This is a genomic window from Cellvibrio fontiphilus, from assembly GCF_042646205.1.
GTDB classification, from domain to species: domain Bacteria; phylum Pseudomonadota; class Gammaproteobacteria; order Pseudomonadales; family Cellvibrionaceae; genus Cellvibrio; species Cellvibrio fontiphilus_A.
In genome coordinates, this window is the sequence record NZ_JBHRTF010000004.1 from 799,034 (window position 1) to 824,761 (window position 25,728).

General features: G+C 50.2%; 25 protein-coding genes. 12 read left to right on the top strand and 13 right to left on the bottom strand.

Annotated elements, in window-relative coordinates; genetic code table 11:
* Window positions 1-13 precede the first annotated feature (13 nt).
* The 6 genes from ACFODX_RS11935 to ACFODX_RS11960 all read left to right on the top strand — a co-directional run bounded on the left by ACFODX_RS11935 (window position 14) and on the right by ACFODX_RS11960 (window position 7,208).
* Window positions 14-1,648 (top strand): methyl-accepting chemotaxis protein, encoded by a 1,635-nt coding sequence (locus tag ACFODX_RS11935; protein WP_378119367.1) that lies wholly within the window; start codon window positions 14-16, stop codon window positions 1,646-1,648.
* A gap of 15 nt (window positions 1,649-1,663) precedes the next feature.
* On the top strand, window positions 1,664-2,485 hold the full coding sequence (locus ACFODX_RS11940; RefSeq protein WP_378119369.1) for a CheR family methyltransferase: 822 nt from the start codon (window positions 1,664-1,666) through the stop codon (window positions 2,483-2,485).
* A 4-nt stretch (window positions 2,486-2,489) separates the two neighbouring features.
* A complete protein-coding gene (locus tag ACFODX_RS11945) occupies window positions 2,490-2,990 on the top strand; it encodes a chemotaxis protein CheD (RefSeq protein ID WP_378119371.1) in 501 nt (166 codons plus the stop codon).
* Window positions 2,991-3,101: 111 nt separating this feature from the next.
* Window positions 3,102-4,148, top strand: coding sequence for a protein-glutamate methylesterase/protein-glutamine glutaminase (locus tag ACFODX_RS11950; protein ID WP_378119373.1), 1,047 nt, complete (start codon window positions 3,102-3,104; stop codon window positions 4,146-4,148).
* Complete coding sequence (locus ACFODX_RS11955; protein ID WP_378119375.1) at window positions 4,145-5,371, top strand: EAL domain-containing response regulator; 1,227 nt, start codon at window positions 4,145-4,147, stop codon at window positions 5,369-5,371. Before ACFODX_RS11950 ends, ACFODX_RS11955 begins: the two co-directional genes overlap by 4 nt.
* Window positions 5,372-5,480: 109 nt before the next feature.
* Window positions 5,481-7,208 carry a phosphate ABC transporter substrate-binding/OmpA family protein gene (locus ACFODX_RS11960; protein WP_378119377.1) on the top strand — a complete coding sequence of 576 codons (1,728 nt, stop codon included), beginning with the start codon at window positions 5,481-5,483 and terminating at the stop codon, window positions 7,206-7,208.
* A gap of 50 nt (window positions 7,209-7,258) precedes the next feature.
* On the opposite strand, the gene ACFODX_RS11965 is transcribed toward ACFODX_RS11960, so the two are convergent.
* From ACFODX_RS11965 to purE, 5 genes are all read right to left on the bottom strand, one after another.
* The gene (locus ACFODX_RS11965) at window positions 7,259-8,776 is read right to left on the bottom strand and encodes a methyl-accepting chemotaxis protein (RefSeq protein WP_378119379.1); all 1,518 of its coding nucleotides are present in this window, start codon (window positions 8,774-8,776) and stop codon (window positions 7,259-7,261) included.
* A gap of 241 nt (window positions 8,777-9,017) precedes the next feature.
* Window positions 9,018-9,410, bottom strand: coding sequence for a hypothetical protein (locus ACFODX_RS11970; protein WP_378119381.1), 393 nt, complete (start codon window positions 9,408-9,410; stop codon window positions 9,018-9,020).
* Window positions 9,411-9,532: 122 nt separating this feature from the next.
* The gene (locus ACFODX_RS11975) at window positions 9,533-9,907 is read right to left on the bottom strand and encodes a hypothetical protein (protein ID WP_378119383.1); all 375 of its coding nucleotides are present in this window, start codon (window positions 9,905-9,907) and stop codon (window positions 9,533-9,535) included.
* Window positions 9,908-10,046: 139 nt separating this feature from the next.
* Window positions 10,047-11,123 (bottom strand): 5-(carboxyamino)imidazole ribonucleotide synthase, encoded by a 1,077-nt coding sequence (purK, locus tag ACFODX_RS11980; protein WP_378119385.1) that lies wholly within the window; start codon window positions 11,121-11,123, stop codon window positions 10,047-10,049.
* Between the two features lie 65 nt (window positions 11,124-11,188).
* Window positions 11,189-11,677, bottom strand: a complete 489-nt coding sequence (purE, locus tag ACFODX_RS11985; protein ID WP_378119387.1) for a 5-(carboxyamino)imidazole ribonucleotide mutase — start codon at window positions 11,675-11,677, stop codon at window positions 11,189-11,191.
* Between the two features lie 391 nt (window positions 11,678-12,068).
* Here purE and ACFODX_RS11990 point away from each other — a divergent pair, with 391 nt between their 5' ends.
* Together ACFODX_RS11990 and ACFODX_RS11995 are read left to right on the top strand one after the other, a co-directional pair.
* Window positions 12,069-12,338: a type II toxin-antitoxin system Phd/YefM family antitoxin gene (locus ACFODX_RS11990; protein ID WP_378119389.1), complete on the top strand. Its 270-nt coding sequence runs from the start codon at window positions 12,069-12,071 to the stop codon at window positions 12,336-12,338.
* On the top strand, window positions 12,339-12,632 hold the full coding sequence (locus ACFODX_RS11995) for a type II toxin-antitoxin system RelE/ParE family toxin (protein ID WP_378119391.1): 294 nt from the start codon (window positions 12,339-12,341) through the stop codon (window positions 12,630-12,632).
* 124 nt (window positions 12,633-12,756) lie between these two features.
* Here ACFODX_RS11995 and ACFODX_RS12000 read toward each other — a convergent pair whose 3' ends face one another.
* On the bottom strand, window positions 12,757-13,692 hold the full coding sequence (locus tag ACFODX_RS12000; RefSeq protein WP_378119393.1) for a sodium-dependent bicarbonate transport family permease: 936 nt from the start codon (window positions 13,690-13,692) through the stop codon (window positions 12,757-12,759).
* 122 nt (window positions 13,693-13,814) lie between these two features.
* Here ACFODX_RS12000 and ACFODX_RS12005 point away from each other — a divergent pair, with 122 nt between their 5' ends.
* Window positions 13,815-14,762 (top strand): LysR family transcriptional regulator, encoded by a 948-nt coding sequence (locus tag ACFODX_RS12005; RefSeq protein ID WP_378119395.1) that lies wholly within the window; start codon window positions 13,815-13,817, stop codon window positions 14,760-14,762.
* A 150-nt stretch (window positions 14,763-14,912) separates the two neighbouring features.
* On the opposite strand, the gene ACFODX_RS12010 is transcribed toward ACFODX_RS12005, so the two are convergent.
* Both ACFODX_RS12010 and ACFODX_RS12015 read right to left on the bottom strand, forming a co-directional pair.
* Complete coding sequence (locus ACFODX_RS12010; RefSeq protein WP_378119397.1) at window positions 14,913-15,374, bottom strand: endonuclease/exonuclease/phosphatase family protein; 462 nt, start codon at window positions 15,372-15,374, stop codon at window positions 14,913-14,915.
* 12 nt (window positions 15,375-15,386) lie between these two features.
* Complete coding sequence (locus ACFODX_RS12015) at window positions 15,387-16,421, bottom strand: FAD:protein FMN transferase (RefSeq protein ID WP_378119399.1); 1,035 nt, start codon at window positions 16,419-16,421, stop codon at window positions 15,387-15,389.
* Between the two features lie 295 nt (window positions 16,422-16,716).
* Here ACFODX_RS12015 and dauA point away from each other — a divergent pair, with 295 nt between their 5' ends.
* Window positions 16,717-18,453, top strand: coding sequence for a C4-dicarboxylic acid transporter DauA (gene dauA, locus ACFODX_RS12020; RefSeq protein ID WP_378119401.1), 1,737 nt, complete (start codon window positions 16,717-16,719; stop codon window positions 18,451-18,453).
* A gap of 14 nt (window positions 18,454-18,467) precedes the next feature.
* Here the strand turns inward: dauA and rdgC are convergent, their stop codons facing one another.
* The 3 genes from rdgC to ACFODX_RS12035 all read right to left on the bottom strand — a co-directional run bounded on the left by rdgC (window position 18,468) and on the right by ACFODX_RS12035 (window position 21,379).
* Window positions 18,468-19,376 carry a recombination-associated protein RdgC gene (gene rdgC / locus ACFODX_RS12025; RefSeq protein WP_378119403.1) on the bottom strand — a complete coding sequence of 303 codons (909 nt, stop codon included), beginning with the start codon at window positions 19,374-19,376 and terminating at the stop codon, window positions 18,468-18,470.
* Window positions 19,377-19,586: 210 nt separating this feature from the next.
* The gene (locus ACFODX_RS12030; protein ID WP_378119406.1) at window positions 19,587-20,207 is read right to left on the bottom strand and encodes an FKBP-type peptidyl-prolyl cis-trans isomerase; all 621 of its coding nucleotides are present in this window, start codon (window positions 20,205-20,207) and stop codon (window positions 19,587-19,589) included.
* Window positions 20,208-20,251: 44 nt separating this feature from the next.
* A complete protein-coding gene (locus ACFODX_RS12035; RefSeq protein ID WP_378119408.1) occupies window positions 20,252-21,379 on the bottom strand; it encodes an AI-2E family transporter in 1,128 nt (375 codons plus the stop codon).
* Between the two features lie 116 nt (window positions 21,380-21,495).
* Between ACFODX_RS12035 and ACFODX_RS12040 the strand changes: the two genes are divergently transcribed.
* Window positions 21,496-22,392 carry a hypothetical protein gene (locus tag ACFODX_RS12040; RefSeq protein WP_378119410.1) on the top strand — a complete coding sequence of 299 codons (897 nt, stop codon included), beginning with the start codon at window positions 21,496-21,498 and terminating at the stop codon, window positions 22,390-22,392.
* Between the two features lie 24 nt (window positions 22,393-22,416).
* On the opposite strand, the gene ACFODX_RS12045 is transcribed toward ACFODX_RS12040, so the two are convergent.
* Complete coding sequence (locus ACFODX_RS12045) at window positions 22,417-23,622, bottom strand: Fic family protein (protein WP_378119412.1); 1,206 nt, start codon at window positions 23,620-23,622, stop codon at window positions 22,417-22,419.
* A 179-nt stretch (window positions 23,623-23,801) separates the two neighbouring features.
* Here ACFODX_RS12045 and ACFODX_RS12050 point away from each other — a divergent pair, with 179 nt between their 5' ends.
* Complete coding sequence (locus ACFODX_RS12050; protein ID WP_378119414.1) at window positions 23,802-25,469, top strand: phosphoethanolamine transferase; 1,668 nt, start codon at window positions 23,802-23,804, stop codon at window positions 25,467-25,469.
* 78 nt (window positions 25,470-25,547) lie between these two features.
* Here ACFODX_RS12050 and ACFODX_RS12055 read toward each other — a convergent pair whose 3' ends face one another.
* Complete coding sequence (locus tag ACFODX_RS12055) at window positions 25,548-25,718, bottom strand: FeoB-associated Cys-rich membrane protein (RefSeq protein ID WP_378119416.1); 171 nt, start codon at window positions 25,716-25,718, stop codon at window positions 25,548-25,550.
* Window positions 25,719-25,728: the final 10 nt, after the last annotated feature.

A 25,728-nucleotide genomic window follows, 5' to 3' on the forward strand; every position in this document is an offset into this window, starting at 1 on the left:
ATGGAGTTAAAAGATGAGTGTTGCAAAAAAAATGTTGTTGTTAGTCGCTACGGCGCTACTTGGCATTATTATTTTGGCGGGATCTTCGCAAATACAGATCGATAAAGTATTTGAGCAAACCAATTACAGCAACGTGAATGTGATCCCTAGCATGTATTTGCTGTCGGAAATTCAAAATGACGTATACCGTTCACGCATACGGTTGAATCGTCATATTCTCAATACAGATCTTTCACAATCCAGTCAGCTGGAACAGAGTATGAACGAAGCAATTGCCCGCGTGAAAGCTGGGCTGAAGAAGTACGAAACTATGTTGGCCGATGATATGGACCTTCAACTTCTTAAGGCAGATATTGAAGCCTATGATGCATATCTTAAACATATACCCGCTATTATTGCTGCCTCAAATAAAAATGATAATGAAACAGCAAATAAGCTGCTTGAAGCGGGTGTGTCCGATGCTATGGCCGCTTCGGCAGCAATTGAAAAACATATTGAATACAATATGGAACTTGCAACTAATGCCAAGAATTTGGCACTAGAAACCAAAGCCAGTGCAACAGTTTTCTCTATTGTCACCGCACTAATTACATTGATCACAATTGCATTGATTGGGTTTTTTATTACTCGCAATTTATTGCGTCAATTGGGTGGTGAACCCCAGTATGCCGCCGCTGTGGTTGCGCGTATTGCCGCTGGTGATTTAACCCAACAAGTGAACCTGAAACCCGGTGATACCAGCAGTATGCTCGCGGCTATTCGCGAGATGTCCAACACCTTGTCGCAAGTGCTCAGCGAAGTGCGCAGTTCGGCAGATGCGCTGGCTTCAGCGTCCGAGGAGGTGAATGCAACAGCACAATCCTTGGCGAAAGGGGCGTCCGTGCAGGCAGCGAGCGTAGAGGAAACCTCGGCATCCATGGAGCAGATGTCGGCATCCATTATCCAGAATAATGAAAATGCCAGCGTGACTGATGGTATGGCTCAAAAAGCTGCTGCTGATGCTGCAACGGGTGGAAACGCAGTGGCGAGCACCGTTGATGCTATGCGCAAAATTGCCGAGCGCATCAGTGTGATTGATGACATCGCTTATCAAACTAATTTACTTGCCCTGAATGCAGCAATTGAAGCAGGGCGCGCGGGCGAGCATGGTCGCGGTTTTGCGGTTGTCGCTTCAGAAGTTCGCAAGTTGGCTGAGCGCAGCCAAATTGCGGCACAGGAGATTGGCTCGCTTGCGGGCGAAACTGTTAACAAAGCGGATACTGCAGGAAAATTATTGCAAGACATGGTGCCAAGTATTCGTAAAACCGCCGACTTGGTGCAGGAAATTGCCGCTGCTTCTACCGAACAATCGGCGGGAGTAAATCAAATTAATGCGGCCATAGGTCAGGTGAGCCAAACTATGCAGCAAAACGCTGCCGCTGCCGAGGAGCTAAGTTCAACTTCCGAGGAGTTGAGTTCACAGGCAATGCGCTTGCAAGAATCGGTGAGTTATTTCACTCTGAGCAATACAGATCCTGGCCAGCGCCACTATCAGCCGCGTTCGTCAGCACCGTCACAACCTGCACCTAAAATAAAACCGCGCAAACCAGCGACTCATAAAGTCCTGAGTGATGATGAATTGGATAAAGACTTCGTTCGCTACACCTAATTTACGGATGGTGTCATGACAACTGATATGTCAAATGTAATTCCGTCGGATCGCGAATTCGAGTTGTTCCAGCAGTTGATTGAAAAGAAGTTGGGCATTTTTTTGCCGCTGCAAAAAAAGGCGTTACTCAGTAATCGCCTTTGGAAGCGGCTGATTGCCTGCGATATAAAAGGTTTTGAGGAATATTATCGCTACATCCAAAGCCCGCAGGGAACCGGCGAACTAAGCCTGGCGTTGGAGTTGATAACGACCAACGAAACCTATTTTTTTCGCGAACAAAAACATTTTGATTATTTGCGCGATGAAATGCTGCCAAAACTAAAACCCGGCAGCAATTTCCGCGTGTGGAGCGCGGCCGCATCCACTGGTGAAGAGCCCTATAGCATTGCTATGTTGCTCAGTGAGCGCTGCACCAACCCGTGGGAATTGTTATGTTCCGACGTCAATCGCAAAGTGATTGAACAAGCGAAGGTTGGCATATACCCGGAGATGCGCATAAAAAATATTCCACCGGAATATTTACGCCGCTTTTGTCGCAAAGGGATTGGCCCGCGTGAGGGGCATATTCGTGTCAATGCAGAGCTGCGTCAATCTGTGCAGTTTTTTACATTAAATTTGCATGAGGAGTTTCCCGATCTCGGTCAATTTGATTTGGTGTTTTTGCGCAACGTGCTGATTTATTTTGAAAATGATAATAAAACAAAAATTCTAGAGCGCATTGCCGCTACCTTGAAGCCCAACGGAATTTTATTTGTGGGGCACTCGGAGAGTTTGCACGGTATTAGCTCGCGCTTTGTACCTGTCAAACCCGCTATATACAGGCTGGGGGCCCAGTGAATTTATGACGCTGCCATCCAGTCAGGATTTGCACACTATTCACCCCGGTGATTGGTACTTTGGCTCTGAATATCGGCGCTTGCATACTTTGCTGGGTTCCTGCGTGGCGCTGACTGCTTGGCATCCGCAATTAAAAATCGGTGGTCTCTGTCATTACTTGCTGCCTGCATCGCCCTATGATCATGTGCAACAGGCGCTGCGCAACAAACCTGAATCAGATTGTCGTTATGCCGATAATGCGTTGGCAGCGATGAAATTTGCCATGCTGCAATATGCCCAGCTCAGGGAATTTCATATCGCCGTATTTGGTGGCGGTGATATGTTTGCTTTTAATAGCCCCGCCTCGATTGGTTACGACAATATTCGCTATGCGCGCCAATGGTTGCAGCGCGAGCAGATTCAGCCTTACCGCGTAGATGTAGGCGGCACAATTTCCCGGTCGTTAACCTTGATTGTGGCCACCGGCGAAATTCATGTAAAACACTATCAAATGAATGCCGGGTGAAATCTTGTAATCAGCTTGTGATGGGCAATACTTAAGGAGCTGCGTTTCAGTGAAACCCTTGTTCAAAGCATATAAAGCCTCTCCTTTCAGCCGCAAGGAAATAACGGTGTTATGACTATAAATGTGTTAGTCGTTGATGATTCAGCGGTGGTGCGCCAAGTGCTGACAGCCGTGCTTAATGAAGCGCCAGATATCCAGGTTTATGCCACGGCCTCAGACCCTATTTTTGCTCAACAACAAATGCAAAAAAAATGGCCTGATGTGATTGTGCTGGACATAGAAATGCCGCGTATGGATGGCCTCACATTCTTGCGTCGCCTTATGAGTGAGCAGCCAACCCCGGTGATTATTTGTTCGTCGCTGGCTGAAAAAGGTGCGGAACTCTCCTTGCAGGCTCTCTCTGCCGGTGCCATAGATATAATTACCAAACCGCAGTTGGGCGTGAAAGATTTTTTATTGGATGCCAAAAATTTGCTCTGGCAAACCGTGCGCGGTGCAGCTGGTGCACATGTTGCCAAACGCGGCTTACCTGCGGCGGCAGTAAAACTGAATGCGCCAGCCCCTGCTGTTGATTTGGTGGCAATGACCGCAACGACCGACAGTATTATTGTTATAGGCACCTCCACGGGTGGAACCCAAGCCCTGGAGCAAATTCTTGCCAAAGTTCCACGCACTTGCCCTGGCATTGCGGTGGTGCAACATATGCCAGAAAAATTTACCGCGGCATTTGCCAAACGCCTGGATGGCCTGTGTGAGGTAGATATTAAAGAAGCCGAATCCGGTGATCGTTTAATTCCCGGGCGTGTACTTATTGCGCCCGGCGGGCATCACCTGGAAGTGCAGCGCTCTGGTGCGCAGTATGTTGCCAAGGTATTCAGGGGGCCGAGTGTAAACCGCCATTGCCCCTCGGTTGATGTGTTATTCCGTTCAGCAGCCCGCGCTGCAGGGCGTAATGCGATGGGAATAATCCTCACCGGAATGGGTGATGATGGCGCGCGCGGATTGTTGGAAATGCGCCAGGCCGGGTGCCGTACTATCGCCCAGGATGAAGCCTCCTGCGTGGTCTTTGGTATGCCTAAAGAGGCAATCAATCTGGGAGCGGCAAAAGAAATTATGTCGCTCGCACAGATTCCTGCCGTACTGGGAGGTAAGGTGTGAAATCCACCATTAAAGAATTAAGTGTACTGGTCACTGATGACAGTTTGACGCAGCGACAATACGCACAGGATTTATGCCGCGATTTGGGTATCACCGAATTGCATGGCGCCACCAATGGCGTGGATGCACTTCAACGACTGGAAGCCGGCCCCATCGACGTAGTGTTGATTGATTTGGAAATGCCAATCATGGATGGTGTGGAATTGATCCGCTCTATCGCGCAAAAACAATTAAGCACCAGTGTGATTATTCTCAGCGCAAAAGACCCCATATTAATTTCCAGCGTGGGCACCATGGCAGAGGCAGATGGTTTGCATGTGCTGGGCACTTTTCAAAAACCACTCTTACCCGATGCACTGGAATGTAGTTTGCTGCGCTATATTCACGACGCGAAACTGGCCAAACAGCAAGTGCATCCGGTGGTCGAGCAGGAAGTCACTGCTGTCGAATTAAATGAAGCCTTGGTCAATGGTGAAATGACGCTCGCGTTCCAACCCAAGTTAACGGTGCAAGGGTTACTGTTGCGTGGTGTGGAGGCGCTGGCGCGCTGGCGTCATCCTAGTAAAGGGATGATATCGCCCGGTGTATTTATTCCTTTGGCTGAGCGTCATGGTTTGATTGATGCGTTAACTCGCAGCCTTCTTGAGCAGGCGTTTAAACACAAACGCCAATGGCAACACTATGGTTTGCGTTTTAATCTTGCTTTTAATTTATCGCCTTTATCCCTTGCCGATATCGATATTGTGGATTGGTTATGCGCGATGGCAGAAAAATACGAAGTGCCTTTTAATGAAGTCACTTTTGAAATTACCGAAAACGCCTTGTTGGGTGAGTTGGCCAGCGCTATACGCACCTTGGCGCGTTTGCGCTTGAAAGGTTTCCATATTGCGATTGATGACTATGGCACCGGCTTTGCGAATGCCCAGCAGTTGTCGCGTGTTCCTGCTACAGAATTAAAAGTTGACCGCTCATTGGTGCATCGTGCTGCTGCGCGGCCACAACAAAAAACGATTTTTTCCAGCACGGTAGAGCTTGCCAAAAAACTCAATTTAATTACTGTCGCCGAGGGTGTGGAAACCGAGGAAGACTTCCAAATTATTGCTGAGTTAGGTGTGGATTTAGTACAGGGCTTTTACTTTTCCAAACCGCTCTATGCAGATGATTTGCTGGAGTGGATAAAAAGCGGCTTGACCCAGCTGCGGCGCGAGCACGCTAAAAAGTAAGTTTTATCGCCGGCACTTTTTGTCTTCTGTTTGTTATCTACTTCTTTGTCATCTAATTGTCATCTGTCATTTTTATAGTGCGCGCTTCTAATATTTTACGAGAAGCGCCATGTCCCCCAAATCCCATAAGCACATTCACTATAATGTCACCTTGGTTGATAAATTATGGAATTTGAAGCGCTTGTGCGAAGTGCATTTAAAAATGCATATCCCGCTCAATATGGTGCTAAAAGATGATGAGTATCGCAACGAATTACTAGAGCGTGCACTCAGCGCCAATAATGAAGAGTTAACGGCATTGGTGTGGGATGTTCGCCAGCTGGAAGACTCTATCGCCTCTGCAACCCATACCGGCGAGCAATTCAAACCTGCCAAAAAAACCAAAAAAGGGATTCGCCTTACACGTCTAGCGGCGGTGGCCTGCTCATTATTATTGATTCTGGGTGGATACTTATTGCGTTCTTTTTTGCCGCTGGACTCCGGTGAAGTATTTGTGATGCAAGCCATCAGCGAGGCGAAAATTAAACCTGCTAATTCCATGGCTGCCAGTGTCGCACCTGCAAACGGTGCACTAGTGCGTGCAACTACGCCGCTATTTCGTGTTCATGGTTCTAACACTGTGGGCGAAAAACTCGCACCGCGTTTGGTTGAGTCTTATCTTATGGCGCGTGGTGGTGCCAATATTAAAACCGAGCAGGGCAATAACCCGGTAGAAAAAGCGGTAAGTGCTGAAATTAATGGGCGGGTGGAATTTGTAGAAATTCATGCGCATGGTTCCAGCACAGCATTTACTGATTTGCTCAGTGGTAAGGCTGAACTGGGAATGTCTTCGCGCCGGGTAAAAGAGCAGGAGCGTGAATTGTTATTGGACAAACAAGGTGACCTGACTGAGCCGGGCGCTGAGCACATTATTGGCTTGGATGGTTTGGCTATTATTGTGAATAGTCGCAATAAACTAAGTAGCTTGTCTATCCCCCAATTGGTAAAAATATTTTCTGGTGAAATCACTAATTGGTCTGAGCTGGGTGGCGAAGATCGGCCTATCAACCTTTATGCACGCGATGAAAATTCAGGCACCTGGGATTCTTTTAAAAGTATGGTGCTTGACCCCGCTAGCGCTACCATAGTGCTTTCTGCAAAACGTTTTGAATCAAGCACTGAATTATCTGATGCTGTTGCTAAAGATGAAAATGCAATTGGTTTTATCGGTTTGCCTTATGTGCGCCGGGCTAAATTGTTGGCAATTTCATCAACCAAAAATTCAAAAGCAATTGTGCCAACCCATTTCACGGTAAGCACCGAGGATTATCCGCTGGCGCGCCGTTTGTATTTTTACCTGCCGCAGAAAAGCACCAGTAATGATGCCGAAGAATTTGTGCGCTTCAGTGCAACTGAACGCGGTCAAAGTATTGTGGAGGATATTGGTTTAGTCTCACAAAATATTAAAACCGGTCAGCCGTTTAGTAATAGTTTTTATCCGGAAGAAATGCGTCAACTAACGAATCGCTCGCAGCGTCTCTCCATTAATTTTCGTTTCAAAGATGGCAGTGATGAGTTGGATACTAAAGCCATCAGCGATTTACAGCGCTTGGTGAAATACATGGAAGCTAATGCGCCCAAACGTGTGCAACTTTTTGGTTTTACCGATGACGAAGGCGACAGCTCTGAAAATCGTGAGTTATCCCTGCGCCGCGCCAAGGTAGTAGAGCAGGAGTTAATTGCGCGCGGTATTTACCCCTTGGTGGCGCGTGGTATGGGTGATGAAGCACCACTGGCCAGCAGTAAATCGGAAGAGGGCCGGCGCATGAACCGGCGGGTAGAGGTTTGGATTTTATAACAGGTTTGCTCCCGCGAGCGGGAGCAAACATGCAAGGGTTTTAAAAGTGTTTATGCGGCTTGGATGCGCAATTTAAAAAACTCCATCATCTGTTGTAATTGCACGGCTTGGCCCGTTAAATCTTCTGCCGTGGAATAGAGTTCTTCTGCAGAAGAGGAGTTTTGTTGAGTCGCAATACTGATTTGTGAAATAGCGGTAGTGATTTGGCTTGCGCCCATGGTTTGTTCATCGCTAGCGGCAGAAATTTCTTCAATCAAATCCGCCGTTTTTTTAATGGCGGGCACTATTTCATCCAATAATGTTCCGGCTTTCTCCGCGAGGCTGACTGAGCCTATGGCCAGTTCACCAATTTCTTTGGCTGCCGCTTGGCTGCGCCCAGCCAGTTTTCGCACTTCACTTGCCACCACCGCAAAACCGCGCCCATGTTCGCCGGCACGCCCGGCCTCTATGGCGGCATTCAAGGCGAGCAAATTGGTTTGATAGGCAATGTCATCAATCACACTAATTTTCTCGGCAATTTTGCGCATAGCTTCTACCGTATTTTTTACCGCAGATCCGCCTTGTTCGGCCTCCTGAGCGCTCTTGCCGGCGATGTTGTTGGTGACTTTGGCGTTATCATTATTTTGTCCGATAGACGCGGTAATTTCTTCCATCGCCGCACTGGTTTCTTCAATACTGGCCGCCTGTTGGGTGGATGCCTGGCTGAGTGACTGCGCGGTTGCACTCAATTCTTCCGAGGCCGATGACAGTGAATCAGCGGTTGAGCGCACGTCACCAATAATTTCTGAAAGGCGCACCACCATTTGACGTATGGCAAATAAAATACTGCCTTGATCTTTTGGATTGGTATGCACCTCTACTGACAGATCCCCTTGGGCAATGCGATAGATTACGTCCGAGGTGTAATTGGGTTCAGCTCCGAGTTGTAGCAATAAACTGCGGCTGATAATAAAACCAAGCAGAACACTGATAAGCAGGCTGCAAATAATTAACCCAACATTTAACGCTCTGGCGCGTGCGTAATTGATGTTGGATATATTGTAAACATCCTCTGCTACGGCGAGCTGTACATCCACTAATTGGGTAAAGCGCTCCGACACTGGCTCGATGCTGGGGTATAGTTGGTTTAGGACAAAATTATCGAGTTGTAGCTGGTCTTGTGCAGAAAAAATTTTCACTAATTCGGCGGTGGCTTTGTCTGCTGTTTTTAGTAAAGGTTTTAGTTCATCAACCAGTTTTTTTTCTGCATCAACCAATTCGGTATTCAGGTAGGCATCCCAGCGGGTTTGAATGGTGTGTTGCGCCGCTTCTACCGAGTTAATACCGTCTTGCCAGCTCATGCCTTTGTTGCGAACTTTGTGGGCTACATCCACGATATTCACGGCATACATATCGGCGATGAGTTTTAAATCTTTTAGTGGGATTACCCTATCCATATAAACGGTGCGCATGGCCTCGTGTTCGTCATACATACCTTTGACGCCCATGCCGCCAATGACCACCATAAACACTAATAAAACACCCGCAAGAATGGCGAGGCGCAGCGCAACTTTCATATTGCTCAACATGGGATAACTCCTTATTTGCCGTTTAACGCGCAGCTGATGTCTATGCCCGGTGCGCGGTTGATTTATTAAAATTATGGAAACAAGCGAAATGAAACTCCCATCAGGTTGAGTGATGGGAGCCTGTATAAACCCTAGTAAGCAACAAAAGCTTTGTCAAAAGAGGTGCCACAAGTGCGATGAGTGCCCAGCAGCGGGTGGTGATTGAGAGATGGGGATTGGTGTTGTTTTAAGATAGGGGGGATTAGTGTTGTTCCAACAGCCAACGTTTGGCTGTTTCCAAATCATTAAACAAGCGGCCGTATCCTATAGAGCGGCTGGTGAGCACATCGCGAATGAATGCCGTGGTGTCGCGCGTGCGCGGATTTTTATCGACCCATGCCAGACGGTGTTTAGTGGTAATACCGGCTTTTTTAAATAATGCCGGGTGATCGAAGGCTTCAGGGGTGCTCACTGTGTCTACTAAATATTGTTCACCCAGCACATTGAAGCATTGGTATTGTTCACAGGCTTGGGCAATGCTCGTCCATAACGTGAGCGCAGATTCATAATTACCCATGCCGGTGACATCCACATGCAAATAATTTTCTTGCAGGTGCGGAGTGATGGTGACGTTATTTTCAAACGATTTATTCATTAACGATTTAATTCCTTTAGTGCGGTGGTGAGTGTAGATCGACGAAGATTCTACCTGCCGCTTGTATCTCTCGTTGGTGGTTTGGCTAACGTCCAATTAATGCAGCTAATCAGAGGGTCTTGCTAGTCTTGCTCCAGCAGCCAGCGTTTGGCTGCTTCCACATCAGTAAATACTCTGCCATAGCCCATAGAGCGGTTGGCGAGAACATCGCGCACGAATTGTGTGGTCTCCAATGTGCGTGGATTATTGTCCACCCAGGCAAAAGTGTATTTTCTGTTGATGCCGAGTTTTTTAAACAGTGCGGGGTGATCGAATGCCTCGGCGGTGGATACTGAATCAAAGAGATATTGTTCGCCTAGCACCTTGAAGCACTGTTGTTTTTCACAGGCGTCAACAACGCTGCGCCACATCAGTAGCGCGTTTTCATAGTTACCCATGCCGCGTACATTGACGTGAATGTAGTGCTCGTGGGGGGTGATTTTTAATTCAAGGTCCATCAGGCGATAGTACTCCCGGTAAAGGTAGAGTCTGCATCTATTACGGTTGATTTGGATAAAAATATCACAGGGCTATCTGGCTGGATGTTTGCGATTAACAAAAAACTAACAAAAAAGCCGGAACAGGTCCGGCTTGGTGTTAGAGCGATTCTATGGCGTTAAGGCTCCAGTCGATGGCTTCGCGGTAGTGATGCTCAGGGAGCAAATCGCCGAGTAAAACCAGAGTCTCGCGCACTTCGGTGAGGTTATTGCTCACAATGTTGATGTGGCCAACCTTGCGTCCGGGGCGCACCTCTTTGCCATACCAGTAGGTGCGTGCACAGGGCAGTTCGCGCCAGGCGGGGTTGTAGTCGGTGCCGATCAAATTAATCATTACATTCTGGCCAATCACCTGCGGCGCTGGTGTGGCCATATTAGCCACTGCGCGCAGGTGGTACTCAAATTGGCTGATGCTCGCACCGGCTTGTGTCCAGTGGCCAGAATTGTGTACGCGCGGTGCCAGTTCATTAATGAGCAACTGGTCGCCAACACGGAAGGTTTCCATCGCCATCACACCCACATAATCGAGTGCATTGAGGATTTTACCCAGCATCGCCTCCGCCTGTGTTTGCAGCGGTTGTAAACGCGCCAGTGGTGCAACCGAGGCATAGAGGATGCCGCTTAAATGCAGGTTCAGGGTCAGCGGATAAAACACGCAATCGCCCGCCGCATTGCGCACGCCTACCAGCGACACCTCTTCGTCGAAGTTGATGGCCTGTTCAGCGATAGCTTCGCCTTGCCAATCCTCAGGCACTTGGTCTTCATCGGTGCGCAACCAGTGCTGGCCGCGGCCATCGTAACCACCGGTGCGGCGCTTTAGCAGCACACGCTCGCCCAGTTGGTCGCGCAATTCGTTGGCGGTGATGTCATTTGCCACATTGCGCCAAGGGGCGGTTGCTATGCCGAGTGAGTCGATCAATTCTTTTTGGGTTTTGCGATCCGCCAAGCGGCCAAATACGTTTTGGTTGATAAAACGCGGGTGCTGGGCCAGAGCATGGGTCACCAGAGTTTCCGGCCACTGCTCGCGTTCGGCGGTGACCAGGTCATCGGCTTGCAGCGCCGGCGCATGGCTTTCGTTGATATCGACCGGGCAGACATCCAGCGCCAATGGCATACCGGCGTGTTTGAGCATAGCGCCCAGTTGGCCTGCACCTAAAACCCAAATTCGTTGACTCATGCCTAACCTCGGAAACTGCTTACAAAACCGGAAATAATTCTGGGGGGATTACTGATCTCGCACTCTTAATCTCTAGGGTCTGGATTATCCAAAACCGATTGGGTCTGGTCGTGGCGGAACTGCTCGATTTTGATCGCCAGCGCCGGGTCGGTCACCGCCAGAATCTGACAGGCCAGCAGGCCAGCATTAAACGCACCCGCCACACCAATCGCCAGCGTGCCTACCGCCACACCCTTGGGCATTTGTACGATGGAATAAAGGCTATCCACACCGCTCAGGGCTTTACTTTGCACGGGTACGCCCAGTACCGGCAAGCGCGTATGCGCCGCCACCATACCCGGCAAATGCGCAGCACCACCGGCGCCGGCGATAATCACTGCATAACCTTGCTCTACCGCGCTCTCTGCAAACTCGGTTAGCTTCTGCGGGGTGCGGTGGGCAGACACAACCTCAGTGTGGTACTCAACACCCATCTGCTCCAGTATCTCTACCGCTGCCTGCATGGTGGCCCAATCGCTCTTGGAGCCCATAATCACTGCAACTTTTCTTGCCATAGCACACGCCTGAATCTGAATGAGTAAGCGCTCAAAAAATGAGCCGGAATCGGAAAAAAGGCGCGCATATTAGCATGATGGCGGGGTGATGCCGAACTCATTCTTTGGTTGGGTTCTTTTGAACGACGTAAATAATGCTGGTTAGTATTTGATCTGGAAGTCCTGTAGTGATCATATTTTTGTGCCGGGCTTCTGATCAAATGTCATTCATGTGAGGTGATGTCATATTTGCGGTAAAGATGTAAGAAGGTGGAAGGGTTGTCATACCCGCTGAGATACGCGATCAGCTGCAATTTAAACAGGGCGGTCAGTTGTTAAAGTTTATCGCTTGCTTTACTTGGTCTGTAAACAGGTGCTATTAATAGGTCTATCTATAAAAGAGGCACCTGCCATGTCGATCAAATTCTCTGAAGACGTAATCCCCTTGTCGGACCTCAAGGTCAATCCCGGAAAGGTTATCAACCACACTAAAGACACTCATCGCCCTGTATTACTCACCAGTCGCGGTCGCGGAGTGGCGGTGATGCAAAGTTTGGAAGATTACGAAAAACAAGCTGAAGACACCGCTTTTGTAAAAGCGGTCGCGCAGGGTTTGTTGGAGATTCAAGAAGGTAAAACATTACCCTTGGATGAGGTGAAAAAGCGTCTGGGTATTGAATAAATGGAAATTACGTTTGCCTTATCGGCACTCTCCGATTTGGAGCATATAAAGGATTACTACACCGATCAGTTCGTGCCGCATATCGGCCAAAAGCTTGTTACAGATATAGTCACTCACATCCAAATCTTGTTCGACCACCCCGATATAGGCCGCATCGTTCCCGAGTTTTCCAAAGACTATATTCGCGAACTTATCCACCCACCATTTCGCGTGGTTTATCTCCGTGAGCAACACGGAATTAAAATAATTCGTGTGTGGCGGAGTGAACGTTTGTTGCAGCGGTATGATGAATAAGTAGGGCGGAGTAGCCTTTATCAGCTTGAGAATAATCAAAACGTTAGCGATAAAAAACTAGCCCAAGCAAACAATAGTGCGCTTGGGCTAGTTTTATTTGGGTTCGGTTTTTAATTGCCGATTGCTAATTCGCCAACCACAACATCACCTGGTGATACACCGGAATCCCCAGCAACACATTCAACGGAAAGGTCACTCCCAGTGCGGCGACTATCGCAAGGCCGATGTCTGCTTCTTTGATGGCGGCTTGAATGGCAGCGGGGGCGGCGATGTAAGAAGCACTCGCAGTCAGGGCGGCGAGGATTAATACGCTGCCCTGGGGCAGATCCAGCGCGATACCCGCTGCTACACCGACCAAGGCCAGTGCGAAGGGGGCGATAAGGGCAAAGCTGATCAGGCGCCAATGCTGGCTAGGGAAGGGGCGCAGGTGTTGGGAGGCGCACACACCCATCTCCAACAGGAAGAGTGCCAGCAGTGCTTTAAAGGCGCCCAGGAACAGCGGCGCTATGTCTTTGCTGGCCTCGGGGCCGTAGAGGTAGCCAATAATCACCCCACCGGTCAGCAGTACCACACCGCGACTGGTGAGTGCCTCGTGCCAGATGCCTTTCATACTGCCGCCATTACCTGTGGCTTTTTTGTAGAGCAGAATCGCTACCACAATCGCCGGCAGCTCCAGTAGTACCAAATAGAGTGTGGTTTGTGGCGCGATGCTGAGGTTGTTGGCCTCGGCAAACGCCAGCGCCACTGCAAAGGTACCTGCACTGGCCGAGCCATAGTGGGCGGCGATGCTGGCGCTGTTGGCCTCATTCAGCAACACTAGTTTGCGCAGCAGCGGGTAGAGTGCCAGTGGGATGGCAATGCCCAGTAATATCACCGTAATCACTTCGGGTAGTAAGTGCCAGCTTACCTGGCCATGCAGTGCCAGCCCACCTTTCAGACCGAGGGTGAGCATCAACAAAATGCTCAGGGTGTCATAGGCGGCTTTGGGGACTTTGAGGTCTGACTTGGCTAAACCTGCCAGAACACCCAGCAAAAAAAACATAACAACAATATCGGGCACGATTCGCTCCTCGGGGGATAACAGGATTGGTGCTATTGTCGCTAAATGATTAAATTGATGATAATTAATGTTTTGTATTTTTTGTATTTACAATCCTCTATGTGCTGCCGGGTTTTATTGCCATGAATATTCGCCACCTCACCTTTCGTTTGCTTCAGGTCTATGTCGCGGTAGTGCGAACTGGCTCTATTTCGCAAGCGGCGCAACAGTTGCACCTGACCCAGCCGACCGTATCCCTGCAGATAAAACGCCTGAGCGAAGCAGTTGGCGAGTTGCTACTTGAGCAGCGCGACGGGCGCTACCAGCCGACGTTTGTTGGCACCGAGCTGTACCACGCGGCGCTGGATGCACTGACCCGCTTTGAGGACTTTGATGGCTTTTTAACGGATGCCGCCCGGGGCAACAAAGGCCACTTCAGCATAGGCGTGGTGACTACGGCGCAATATGTATTGCCGCGTTTGTTAAGCCCCTATGCGCAGCAGTACCCGGCGGTGGATGTGACATTTAATATTGGCAATCGCGGCAGTGTGTTGCAGCGCTTTCAAAACCAGTTGGATGACTTGTATTTGTTTAGCCACCCGCCCACGGGTGATCATGTGGTGAGCCGGCGTTTTTTGCGCAACCCTCTGGTATTGATTGCACCCATCCACCACTGGGCCGCGCAGCGTGCCGATGTGGAATTTGCAGAGCTGGTGGATGAACGTTTTTTAATGCGCGAACCGGGCAGTGCTACGCGTATGGTGTTTGAAAATTATTTGCGCGAAAGCAATTTACAACTGCATAACACCATGCAAATTGAAAGCAACGAAGTGATCCGTATGAGCGTAGAAAATGGCTTGGGTTTAGCCGTGCTTTCCGAGCATACGCTGGCGCAATCCCAAGCGCGTGTTGCGCCCATTAAACTGCGTGACTTTCCACTGAATAGTCACTGGTATTTAGTCTGGCATGGCGACCGCCGCTTGCCTGTCAGTGCGCAAAACTTTATTGAATTTATGAGCGCACATTTACCGGAATGGGTGGAGGGAAAATATATCGGTCAGGATTTGGATGCTTTGCTGGGCGGCAATTGAATTTTTAATTTGACCACAATTGGGTAGTGATCTGAGGGGTAGTTACCGTCATAAGTTGTGACGTCTATCTGGTGACTGAGCACCGCCAGAAGTTGATTCACAAAAATAAAATCAATCTTGTTTTTCTCCTCGGTGTTTTTGCCAAAATCGTTAAACGTTTTGTGGCCAACGTGTGCGTGGAAAATCCGCACCCCAACCCTTTGAGGGTTGCTCCGGTGTGGGCGACAACCAGAGCGTTTGTTCCTGTTGCAGTGAAAAACGCTCACTGCGAAAGAGTACCGCGGTGGATTCACCGCGTGTTTTACCGTCATCCCGACCAACACCTACCCATTCATAACCATCGAGCAGGGCTTCCAGGTCTTGCACCTGAAATAATTCAGCTCCCTGTAAACCAATCAGATCAGGTGCATGGCTTTTAATTAATTGTGTAATTAAAAATTTACGTTTACTCCAGTGGTTAGGGCTGGCCTCCGGTTCACAAAATCCACAGCGAATGTTGTAACTCATCAAGGTAACTTTATTGGTAGTGGAGAGTTCAGCGCTTGAATCTGTGTTTGCGCTGAGGTTCACTGACACCAGCAAGAGTAATAAGCCGTAAATTAAAAATTTCATTGTCAAATCCGGTTACGGGGTTTTAAAACTGACACCTTTAAGTGCTTTTAATGCGTCCGATTCGGTTTCAATCAATTGATCGCCTTGCTGGTCAATAAACAGCACCGCCAGCTTGTGCTCATTAGCGACTTTTAAACCCTCCTGGCTACCCAGGCAAGAAAATGCAGTGGACCAGGCATCGCCCAATGTGGCATCGGGAATAAGAAGGGTGACCGAGACGGTGTTGTGCTCCACCGGTTTACCGGTGCGCGCATCCAGAATGTGACTGTAGCGTTTGCCTTTGTCATCAAAAAAATGGCGATAGGTTCCCGAGCTGATGAGTGACATAGGCTCGCCTGAATCGAAGCTGACAATTTTGTGCATTTTGCGCTCGTTGGGCAGTGGTTTTTCCAGCGCGATGCGCCAGGCTTCGCCATTGGTTTTTTTGCCCCGGATTTTCAGCTCGCCACCAATCTCTACCAAATAATTTGTTATTCCGAATTGCTCAAGGATTTTTACCATGCGCTCTACCGCATAACCCTGGCCAATAGAGGATACATCGATGCGTAACTTAGGAAGCTGTTTGCGCAATTGTGTAGTGCTAAGGGTTTCCAAATTATCCAAACCTATGCTGGCGAGTGTTACACCCAATGCATCTTCACTGGGCGGCGTGAAGACATCATTTTTAAAACCCCATAAATCAAACAGGGGCTTAATAGTCAGGTCATAGCAGCCGTTGCTGGCGCGATGAATACTGCGCGCTATTTCCACTAATTCCACCAACTCGGCATCCACGCTGATGGCATCGGTAGATTGTTGCGCGTTAAATTGTTCAATCACTGAATCGTCGCGATAGTTTGATAACACTTTATCCATGCGCGCCAGTTCGTCGCTGATGGCAGTTTCAATTTTCTCCAGCGGTGTATTGTTCCCGGCGGGCAATTCAAAGGTAAGGTTGTAGGTAGTACCCTGGGCAAAACCTTCTATTTTGCTCATTTCCGGGCTTTTGCTACAGGCGAGGGTGAGTGCGCAGAGGGCGCCGATTAAACTGCGGTACATCAAGCTCATGTCGTGTCTCTCAATTCAAGGTGAATGATCCAGAACAACTGGAGCGGCATTATAGCCCGCTATACTTTGAATGCATTGCACTGGTGTTAATTAGCTGTGCTTTTTCATCCGGGTATGTTCAGCCGGACGTTTGTTGAATCATTTTTTACGGCGAATTTTCAGTGCTGGTGTGCTGCGCCTGTTTTTTTGTGTTTAGTTGTTGTAGTTGCCTCTTGTGTTTGCTTTTTGTGTTTAAAGCTTGCTGGCGTGAATACTGCTTCTAATACCAGCGCTTGATTCTATCTTGGAGGTGTTTGTGCCCCATCGCGCCCATTTATTTTCCCTGCGACTTGGCCACGCCCTGCGCGAGGCCTGTTTTACTGAACATTATGGTGCGCCGCGTTTCACCCGCGATTTATTAGCGGGCATCACGGTGGGCATTATTGCTATTCCGCTCGCCATGGCGCTGGCCATCGCCAGTGGTGTACCGCCGCAATACGGTTTGTACACCGCCATCATCGCCGGGTTTTTAATTCCGCTCTTGGGCGGCTCGCGCTTTAGCATTTCCGGCCCTACTGCAGCGTTTGTCGTCATTCTTTATCCCATCGCGCAAAAATATGGGTTGGGTGGATTGCTGGTCGCGAGTGTGATGGCCGGTGGCATTTTGGTGGTGATGGCGCTGCTGCGCTTGGGGCGTTTGATTGAATATATCCCGGAAGCGGTCACGCTCGGTTTTACTGCTGGTATTGCGGTGGTGATTGCGACCTTGCAACTCAACGATTTTTTTGGTTTGCAGCTGGCAGAAATGCCGGAACATTATTTGGAAAAAGTGTTGGTGTTACTGCAGCATCTGCCAGATTTTTATTGGCCCAGTTTTGTTGTGGCGGCGGCCACACTTGCAGTGATGTTGTTATGGCCGCTGTTAAAACTACCTGTGCCGCCGCATTTGCCGGCGTTGATTGTTGGGACTGTGGTGGCTTTGGTGTTGAATCAATCCGGTTTTGCGGTGGATACCATTGGTTCGCGTTTTTCCTACACACTGGCCGATGGTTCTACCGGTTTTGGTATTCCACCGCAGCTGCCGCAGTTTGAATGGCCCTGGTTGCAGGCTGGTGCAAATGGTGAAACTATTTCATGGAGTTCGGCGGTGGTGCAGGATTTACTGGCCGCGGCTTTTGCGATTGCCATGCTCGGCGCCATTGAATCCTTGCTCTGTGCCGTCGTGTTGGACGGCATGAGCGGCAAACGCCACAGCGCCAACAGCGAATTATTAGGGCAGGGCATCGCCAATATAATCACGCCTTTTTTTGGTGGCATTACCGCTACGGCAGCACTGGCACGCTCTGCCGCCAGTATTAAAGCGGGGGCAGAATCACCCGTGGCGGGCATGATTCATGCGTTAGTAGTGTTATTGGGTTTGGTGGCGCTTGCGCCGCTACTCGCCTACTTGCCCATGCCTGCTATGGCAGCGCTGTTGGTGATGGTGGCTTGGGGAATGAGCGAAGCTCACAAAGCAGTGCATTTAATAAAAACTGCACCGCGCGGTGATATTTGGGTGTTTATCACCTGTTTTGTGCTGACGGTGTTGTTCGATATGGTGATTGCGATTACCTCCGGGATTGTATTGGCCGCTTTGTTATTCATGAAAGAAATTGCGGCTATGACTCATGTGGATGATGTGAGTGCAGATGGCGATAAAAACCTGCCCGATAATTGGCGTGTATTCAGCATCAGCGGGCCGTTATTTTTTGCGGCGGCCGACAGGGTTTTTGGTGAGCTTTCTACACTGTGTACCGAGCAGCAACATATTATGCTCTCGCTCAAAGAAGTATCCTTATTGGATGCGGGCGGTTTGGCAGCGCTGAATAAACTGATCGCCAAATGCGAAAAAAATAATACCGAATTAATTTTGACTGATATTCCCAAACAGCCACTGAGTACGCTGGCGCACGCCAATATCAAACCGATTAAAGGCGTGCTGCGCTTTTATTTAACCCTGGCTGAAGCGCGCCATGTTGTTGCGCAAGAACTGCAGACAGGGAGCGATCAATAAAACCAATACCAATATTATTCGCGCTCAACCTCACCGCCAAACGCGGCCAGTGTGGCAGCAATAAAGTTTTTTAACTCCATCGCCATAATCGCAAAGTCAGCGTCAAACTGTTCGGCTTTGCTTTCCGGGTTGCGCTCGGCGGCTTTATCGCTAATCACATCTTCAAATTTCAGGCGTTTAATGCCCAGTTGGTCGTCGATAATGCAACTGATGGATTCCTTCCACACCAGGGCGATTTTGCTCACATGCATACCGCTTTCCAAATGATTGCGAATTTCGCTGGCGGTTAAGTCCTGCTTCTTGCAGCGAATCACCCGGCCATCTTTAGCGGCTTGTAATTCCACTTCTTCGCCCAGCTCAAACTGATGCGGCGCTTCACTCTCACGCAGCCAGTGGGTCATCACTTGGGTGGGAATATTTTTGGGCGCAATCGGCAAGCAGCGCAAACTGCCCAATGCCTCGCGCAATTTACTGAGCAAATCTTCCGCGCGTTTGGCGGAGGATGAATTCACCACAATCAGACCTTCTTGCGGCGCTATGTAAGCGTAATCCAGCGTGGAGCGGGTAAAGGCTTTGGGCAACAGCGAGAAAATTAATTCATCTTTTAAGGTGTCGCGCTCTTTGCGGCCAACCGGGCGGGATTCGGCATCCTTAATCGCCTGTACCTTTTCTTCCAGCTGTTCTTTGATAACGCCGCCGGGCAGAATTTTTTCCTGCTTTTTTGCACAGATCATGACGTAGCCATTGGTCACATGCACAAATTCACTGCCGTGACGCCCCAGCGGCGGTTCAAATCCGTAACGCATTGGGTCAAGGCTGCCGCAGGGGTTAAAACAAAACGCGGCGAGTTTTTCATTTAATTCTTCAGCGGAAATAGTCCACTCTTCGGTGAGGCGATATAAACGTAAATTTTTAAACCACATGGGGATATCCAACAAAAAATATCAAAGATAACGAGGCGTTTTGAGTGTATCGCGTGTTTATGATGTTCTTATCAAGTGCGATTCAGCAGGGGTTTTGGTACTTGTTTTGAGACCGTCGGAGACAGGACGTCGAGCCCCCAAGGATGGGTTCACGGCGTGTCGCAAAATAAGTGCCGGAACCCATGCGGTGTTGGTCATTCCAAAAAGAAATTAACCAACAATATCAATCAACTCAACATCAAAAATCAGTGCAGAAAACGGCGCAATACTGGCACCGGCGCCGCGCTCACCGTAGGCGAGGTTGTGGGGAATATACAAACGCCATTTGGAACCCACTGGCATTAATTGCAGCGCTTCAGTCCAACCGGCGATAACACCGTTAACCGGGAAATCAATCGGCTGACCGCGGTTCACGGAACTGTCGAACACAGTGCCATCAATCAAGGTGCCGTGGTAATGGGTTTTCACCTTGGAGGTCGCCGTTGGAATGGCGCCAGTACCCTGAGTGATAACTTCATACTGCAAACCAGAAGCCGTCACGGTTACGCCGGCTTTTTTAGCATTTTCCGCCAGGAAAGCTTCGCCCGCACCCGCCAAGGCTTTGTGCTGTTCAGCCGCTTTGGCTTGCATACGCTTATTGATCTCTTCAAATGCCGCCTGCATTTGCTCGTTGCTGTAAGGCATAGCCACATCATTCAGCGCATCCACAACACCCTGGGCAACCGCTTCTGGCGCTACACCATCAAACGGGTTGCTGGCCAACTGATCGCCCATTTGGCGGCCAATACCGTAGCTGACCAGTTCTTCTACGCTGCTAAATTGTTTGGACATAACTCATTCTCTTGAATCGTAAAAAGGCCGGGCAGTCTAACAGATCAGACCGTAGAATCCTGCTTGGATTGTGTATTGCTGGTGTGCTCGGCGCTTGGGGGCGATTCATTTTCAACCTGGCTGTCCGGCGAAAAAGTATGCACTTCGCGGATAAATATTCCCCAAAACGCAATGAATAAGGCCGCTACCAGTGGCCCAATCACAAAACCGTTTACACCAAACAGGCCCAGGCCGCCTAGCGTGGAAAGCAGAACTATATAGTCAGGCAGTTTGGTGTCGCGTCCCACCAGAATCGGGCGCAGTATGTTATCCACCAGGCCTATAACACCCGCACCAAAAGCCACCAGGATAATGCCCTTCACGTTTTCCCCTGTGGCAAACAAATAAATCGAAACCGGCACCCACACAATGGCCGGGCCAACGGCGGGAATCAGCGATAGCACAGCCATCACCACGCCCCAGAGCAGGGCACCGGGAATACCCAGGATCCAAAAAATCAGCCCGCCGAGGCTGCCTTGAATCACCGCAATCACCAGATTGCCCTTGATGGTTGCGCGGGTCACTTCGCCAAATTTTGCAAACAACATCCGCTCGCGCGCATCGCCCAGGGGCAGAGCGCGAATCAACAATTCCAGCAAGTAGTTACCATCGCGCAGCAAAAAGAAGGTGAGGTACAACATAAGGCAAATATTGAGCAGCAATTTAAAGGTATTTTGGCCAATGCTCAGCGCGTTCTGCGCCGCCCATTTACCGGCGCTCATGGTGGCGTTGAGTGCGCCTTCTTTCACTTTGGCGATATCCACATCAAAGCGCACCAGCGTCTGCTCAACGGCGGGGAAAGCGGTGCGCACCTGCTCAATATACTGGGCCGGGTTAAGCTCGCCGGACTCCAGTTTTTGATAGACCTTGGCACCCTCAGCGACGACTGAACTGATCAATAAGGTCACGGGCAACACCACAATTAACATGCAGGCCATAAGGGTTAATAAGGCGCTGGTGTTGACTCGTCCTTTCATCCGCGCCAGCAACCATTGCTGTAGGGGGTAAAAAATAACAGTGATGGCGCAGGCCCAAAAAATGGTGCCAAAAAAAGGCTTGAGCACCATCAAAAAACCTACCGATACGATGAATAAAAACAGCAGAAAAGTGCGTGTTTCCAGTTTTTGTTGCATTGCGTGAGTTTCCCTAATTGGACTAGCAGAGGCCGTTGACTATACGACAGCAACCTTGAGGGTGCCATCCCTTTACCTGTGCTAGGCTCAATCAAGATGACTTTTGGAAACTCTGTATGTGGCAGTTGCGCAGATACATACTCACCCTGATGTTTTTTCTTTGTCCTGCAATTGCACAGGCGCAAGCGGTAGTTTCTGGCACAGCGGCCCCCAGCACTTATGTCGTAAACGTGGAGGCCGTTACCCCCGAGCGCGAGGACGACTATTACGTCAATTTACTGCGCATGGTACTGGCGGCGAGCAAGGCGCCGCATGAGCAAATCGAGCTGCGCTTTTCTGATCGCCAATTCACACAGTGGCGCTGGCTCACCGAACTGAGCCACAAAGAGCGCACCAACAACCTGCTTTGGACGGTTACCTCCATTCACCGCGAAGAACTCTTGCGCCCGGTGCGCATCCCTCTGTTCAAAGGTTTGATTGGCACTCGCCTGATGGTGATTCGGCGGCAAGACGAGGCGCGCTTTAAACAACTGCGCAACCTGAAGGATTTGCAGCAACTGGTGGCAGGGCAGGGGGCAAATTGGCCGGATACCGCCGTGCTGCAAGCCAATGGCCTGCCGGTGACAGAGGGGGTGGGTAAAGAGCAACTGTATAAAATGCTCGCGGCCAAACGGTTTGATTACTTCCCGCGCGGGGTGACGGAAATTGCCAATGAAATGGCGTTTTTACAGCGCTACGATTTAATCGTTGCACCTGACTGGTATTTGTCCTACCCCGCCGCCATGTATTTTTTCGTCAACAAAGACAACCAAGCCCTGGCGGAACGCATCGAGCGGGGTTTTGAGGCGTTAATTGACAACGGCGAATTTGAACAGTTTTTTGCCAACCATCCACGCGTCAAAAACGGCTTGCCGCACTTGATTGGCCGCCGCCCCATCCACCTCCACAACCCATCGCTACCCGAGGCAACACCGGTGGATAACTCGAGGTATTGGTGGATGGTTGGGCAGTGATTCTCCGCATACTCGACCTGATCGTTAAGGTGTGTGACTGTCAGTGAGCTTTATGTGATAGCGCGTACTCCGCCCGCCCCCCGGGAGCTTTTCCAGACAGCCTTTGGCAAGTAAATCGGCGAGGTGGCGCGTTGCAGTAGCCTTGCTGACCTTGGCGACCTTTTGGTACTGCGCTGCGCTAATGCCACCCTCGAACCCCCGCTCGCCGCCATCCAGCAAACGGTTCAGTACTTTGCGCTGTTCGCCAGAGAGCTGGGTATTGTGAAACTGCAACCAGAAGCGGCGCTTGTGCAGAACTCGCCCTATGTTGCCAAGCGCCGTTTGCAGGGTGCTATTCAGGGTCTGTAAGAACCATTCCAGCCAGGCGGTAATATTCAAATCGCCTGACTGCGATTGTTCCAAAATCCGGTAATAGCCACTGCGGTTGGCCAGAATAGCGCTAGACATGGCGTAGAGCCGAATGGATTGAGCATCTGCCTGCGCCAGCGCAAGGTCAGTCAGGGCGCGCGTAATGCGGCCATTCCCATCATCAAACGGGTGCAGGGTGATAAACCAGAAGTGTGTAATGGCGGCGCGCAGCAGCGGATCAAGAGTGGGCGTGGCCGATTGATTGAACCAAGCGATAAACCTATCTAGCTGGCCCTCCAAGCCATCGCGCGGTGGTGCTTCAAAGTGAACCTTAGGTTTGTCCAAACGGCCAGACACCACTTGCATGGGTTCTTGCCCGCGCAGTTGCCCCACCTTGATTGACACCAAGCGCGGTTCATCATCGGGAAACAGCCAAGTGTGCCATTGCAGTAAGCGCTCCACTGAAAGCGGCACTTGCGTGTTCTGTACGGCATCCATCATTAATGCCGCTAGCCCTTCAGTACGGCTGGAGGTTGGGCTTGCGGCTGTTTCATCCAGCGGTATACCCAAGCGCCGCGCCAGCGAAGAGCGCACCGAGGCAACGTTTACACTTTCTCCTTCAATTGCGGATGAAGTGATGATGTTTTGCAGCAAATTGTCCAAGACACTGGCGGCATCAAGCTCGGCGCTCGCGGTTCCCGCCCGCCCCAGCAAAACCCCCAAATTGGTATGCGCCTCACGCAGCAAGGGTTCCAGCCGGACTTGATCCCAATGAAACCCGGGCCACTGAGCGGCTTGCCAAATCCAGCGATGCGTCAACGAGTGTTCTACCAAACCAGCCTCCGAGGGGTGTGAGCCAATTAATGACTTTATTTGGCTCATTGTGTGAGCCGAATAATAGGTTTATTCGGCTCATGGAGCAAGTTGTGAGGCTGAGTTGTGGGACGGTCAGAGGAGGGACCAAAGACAGTTTCATTGCGTTCGGTATTCGTTCATCTCTTTTTAAGTTCCTCTTAAGAATTTGCGTCGATGCTTATTCGGCATACTAAGAGGACTCGACTGTGTATTCATCTGTGACTGCTCGCCTGCCGGTTTTAGGTACAAGGTCTGCCAGCGCAACGCTGCTTGCGGGCTACAGCGCGCTGCTGATGGTGCTGTTGCACAATGCGCGTTTTTTTTCGGCGGCTTGGCAAGTGCAGGAGAGTTCGGCGTGGCCGTTTATGATCGCGCTGGCGGTGCTGTTATGGCTGTGTACCTTTTGGGTTTTGCAGCTGATATTGCTGCCCTTGGTGCTCTGGCCGCGCGCGGTAAAACCTGTGTTGATGGCCTTAATGCTGACTGCTGCGGGTACGGCCTATTTCATGGATAGTTACGGCATTGTGATTCATGGTTTGATGATTCAGAACCTCATGGAGACCGATGTAGCGGAGGCGCGCGGCCTGTTCTCCGGGCGCTTGTTGGTGTATTTGCTGCTGTTGGGAGCCGCCCCAGCGCTGTTACTCGCACCAATTCCACTGGTGCAACAAACGCGCTGGCGAGAGGTGTGGCAGCGCACTAAAGCTATCGCCCTTACCTTGTTGGCGATCTTGTTGCTGGTGCTGAGTGCGTCGGCACAGTTCTCGTCGTTTTTTCGCAATCACAAAGAAATTCGTCAAATGGCGAACCCATTAAATGTGATTTACGCCAGCGCTGTTTATGCCGCAGTAGCGGATGTGCCATTGAAAGTGGCGAGCTTGGGAACCGATGCCAAGTTATCGCCATGGGCGCAGGCGTTGGTTAAACCGAATTTATTGATTGTGGTGGTGGGCGAGACAGCGCGCGCCGATCACTTCGCGCTAAATGGCTACCCGCGTGACACCACGCCCCAACTGGCCGCTGAGGATCTGGTCAACTTTTCGCAGGTGACGTCTTGTGGCACTGAAACGGCGGTATCGGTGCCCTGTATGTTTTCTCATTACCCGCGCGCGGAGTACACCAATCGCCGCGGTAAGTCGCAGGAGTCGGTATTGGACGTATTGGCGCATGCCGGCATTCCGGTACTGTGGCGCGACAATAACTCCAGTTGTAAAGGCGCCTGTGACAGGGTGGGTTTTGAGGATATGCAACACCTCAACCTGCCTGAGCTGTGTAATGATCAGGAATGTTTTGACAATGTGTTGCTCTATCAACTCGATCAAAAAATTGCGCAGATGCCTAATACCGCAAACGGCAACAAGGTGATTGTGTTGCATCAGAAGGGCAGTCACGGGCCGGATTACTATCACCGCTACCCACAAGATCAGGAAGTATTTAGCCCCAGCTGCCACACCAATCAGCTGAGCGATTGTACCCAAGAGCAGGTGATCAACGCCTTTGACAACACCATTCACTACACCGATCAGTTTCTGGCGCGCACGATCCACTGGTTGCAGCAGCAGGAGAGTCAGTACAACACCGCCATGATTTATCTCTCGGATCACGGTGAATCCCTGGGGGAGCAGGGCATTTACTTGCATGGCATGCCCTACGTGATTGCGCCCAAAGCGCAAACCCATGTGCCTATGTTGTGGTGGCTGTCGAGTGGATTCGAACGCAGCAATCAGCTGGATAAAACCTGCCTGCTGAACCGCCGCGATCAGGCCTATTCACAGGACAACCTGTTTCACACCCTGTTGGGGCTGATGAATGTAAGTACCAGTGTTTATGACCCGGCCTTGGATATGACGGCACCTTGTCGTCGGGCGCTCTAAACAACAAAGGTGCAGAAAAGCGGTAGTTCAAAAGGTGTAGGAAAGAGGTGGCTCAAAAAGGTAGCTCAAGAAGGTAGCTCAGTGTTCCGACCGCTCCGCTGGATTATTGCAGCTGGTTGCGCTGGTTTTATCGCACCCGCCACAGCCACCACAGGCGGCAGATTTGTTAGCAGATGGCAACAACCAGCGGCGCACCAAAAAAATCACCGCCGCGATAACGCATAGGCCGACAATCACTTCTTGCCACATACTGCGCTCC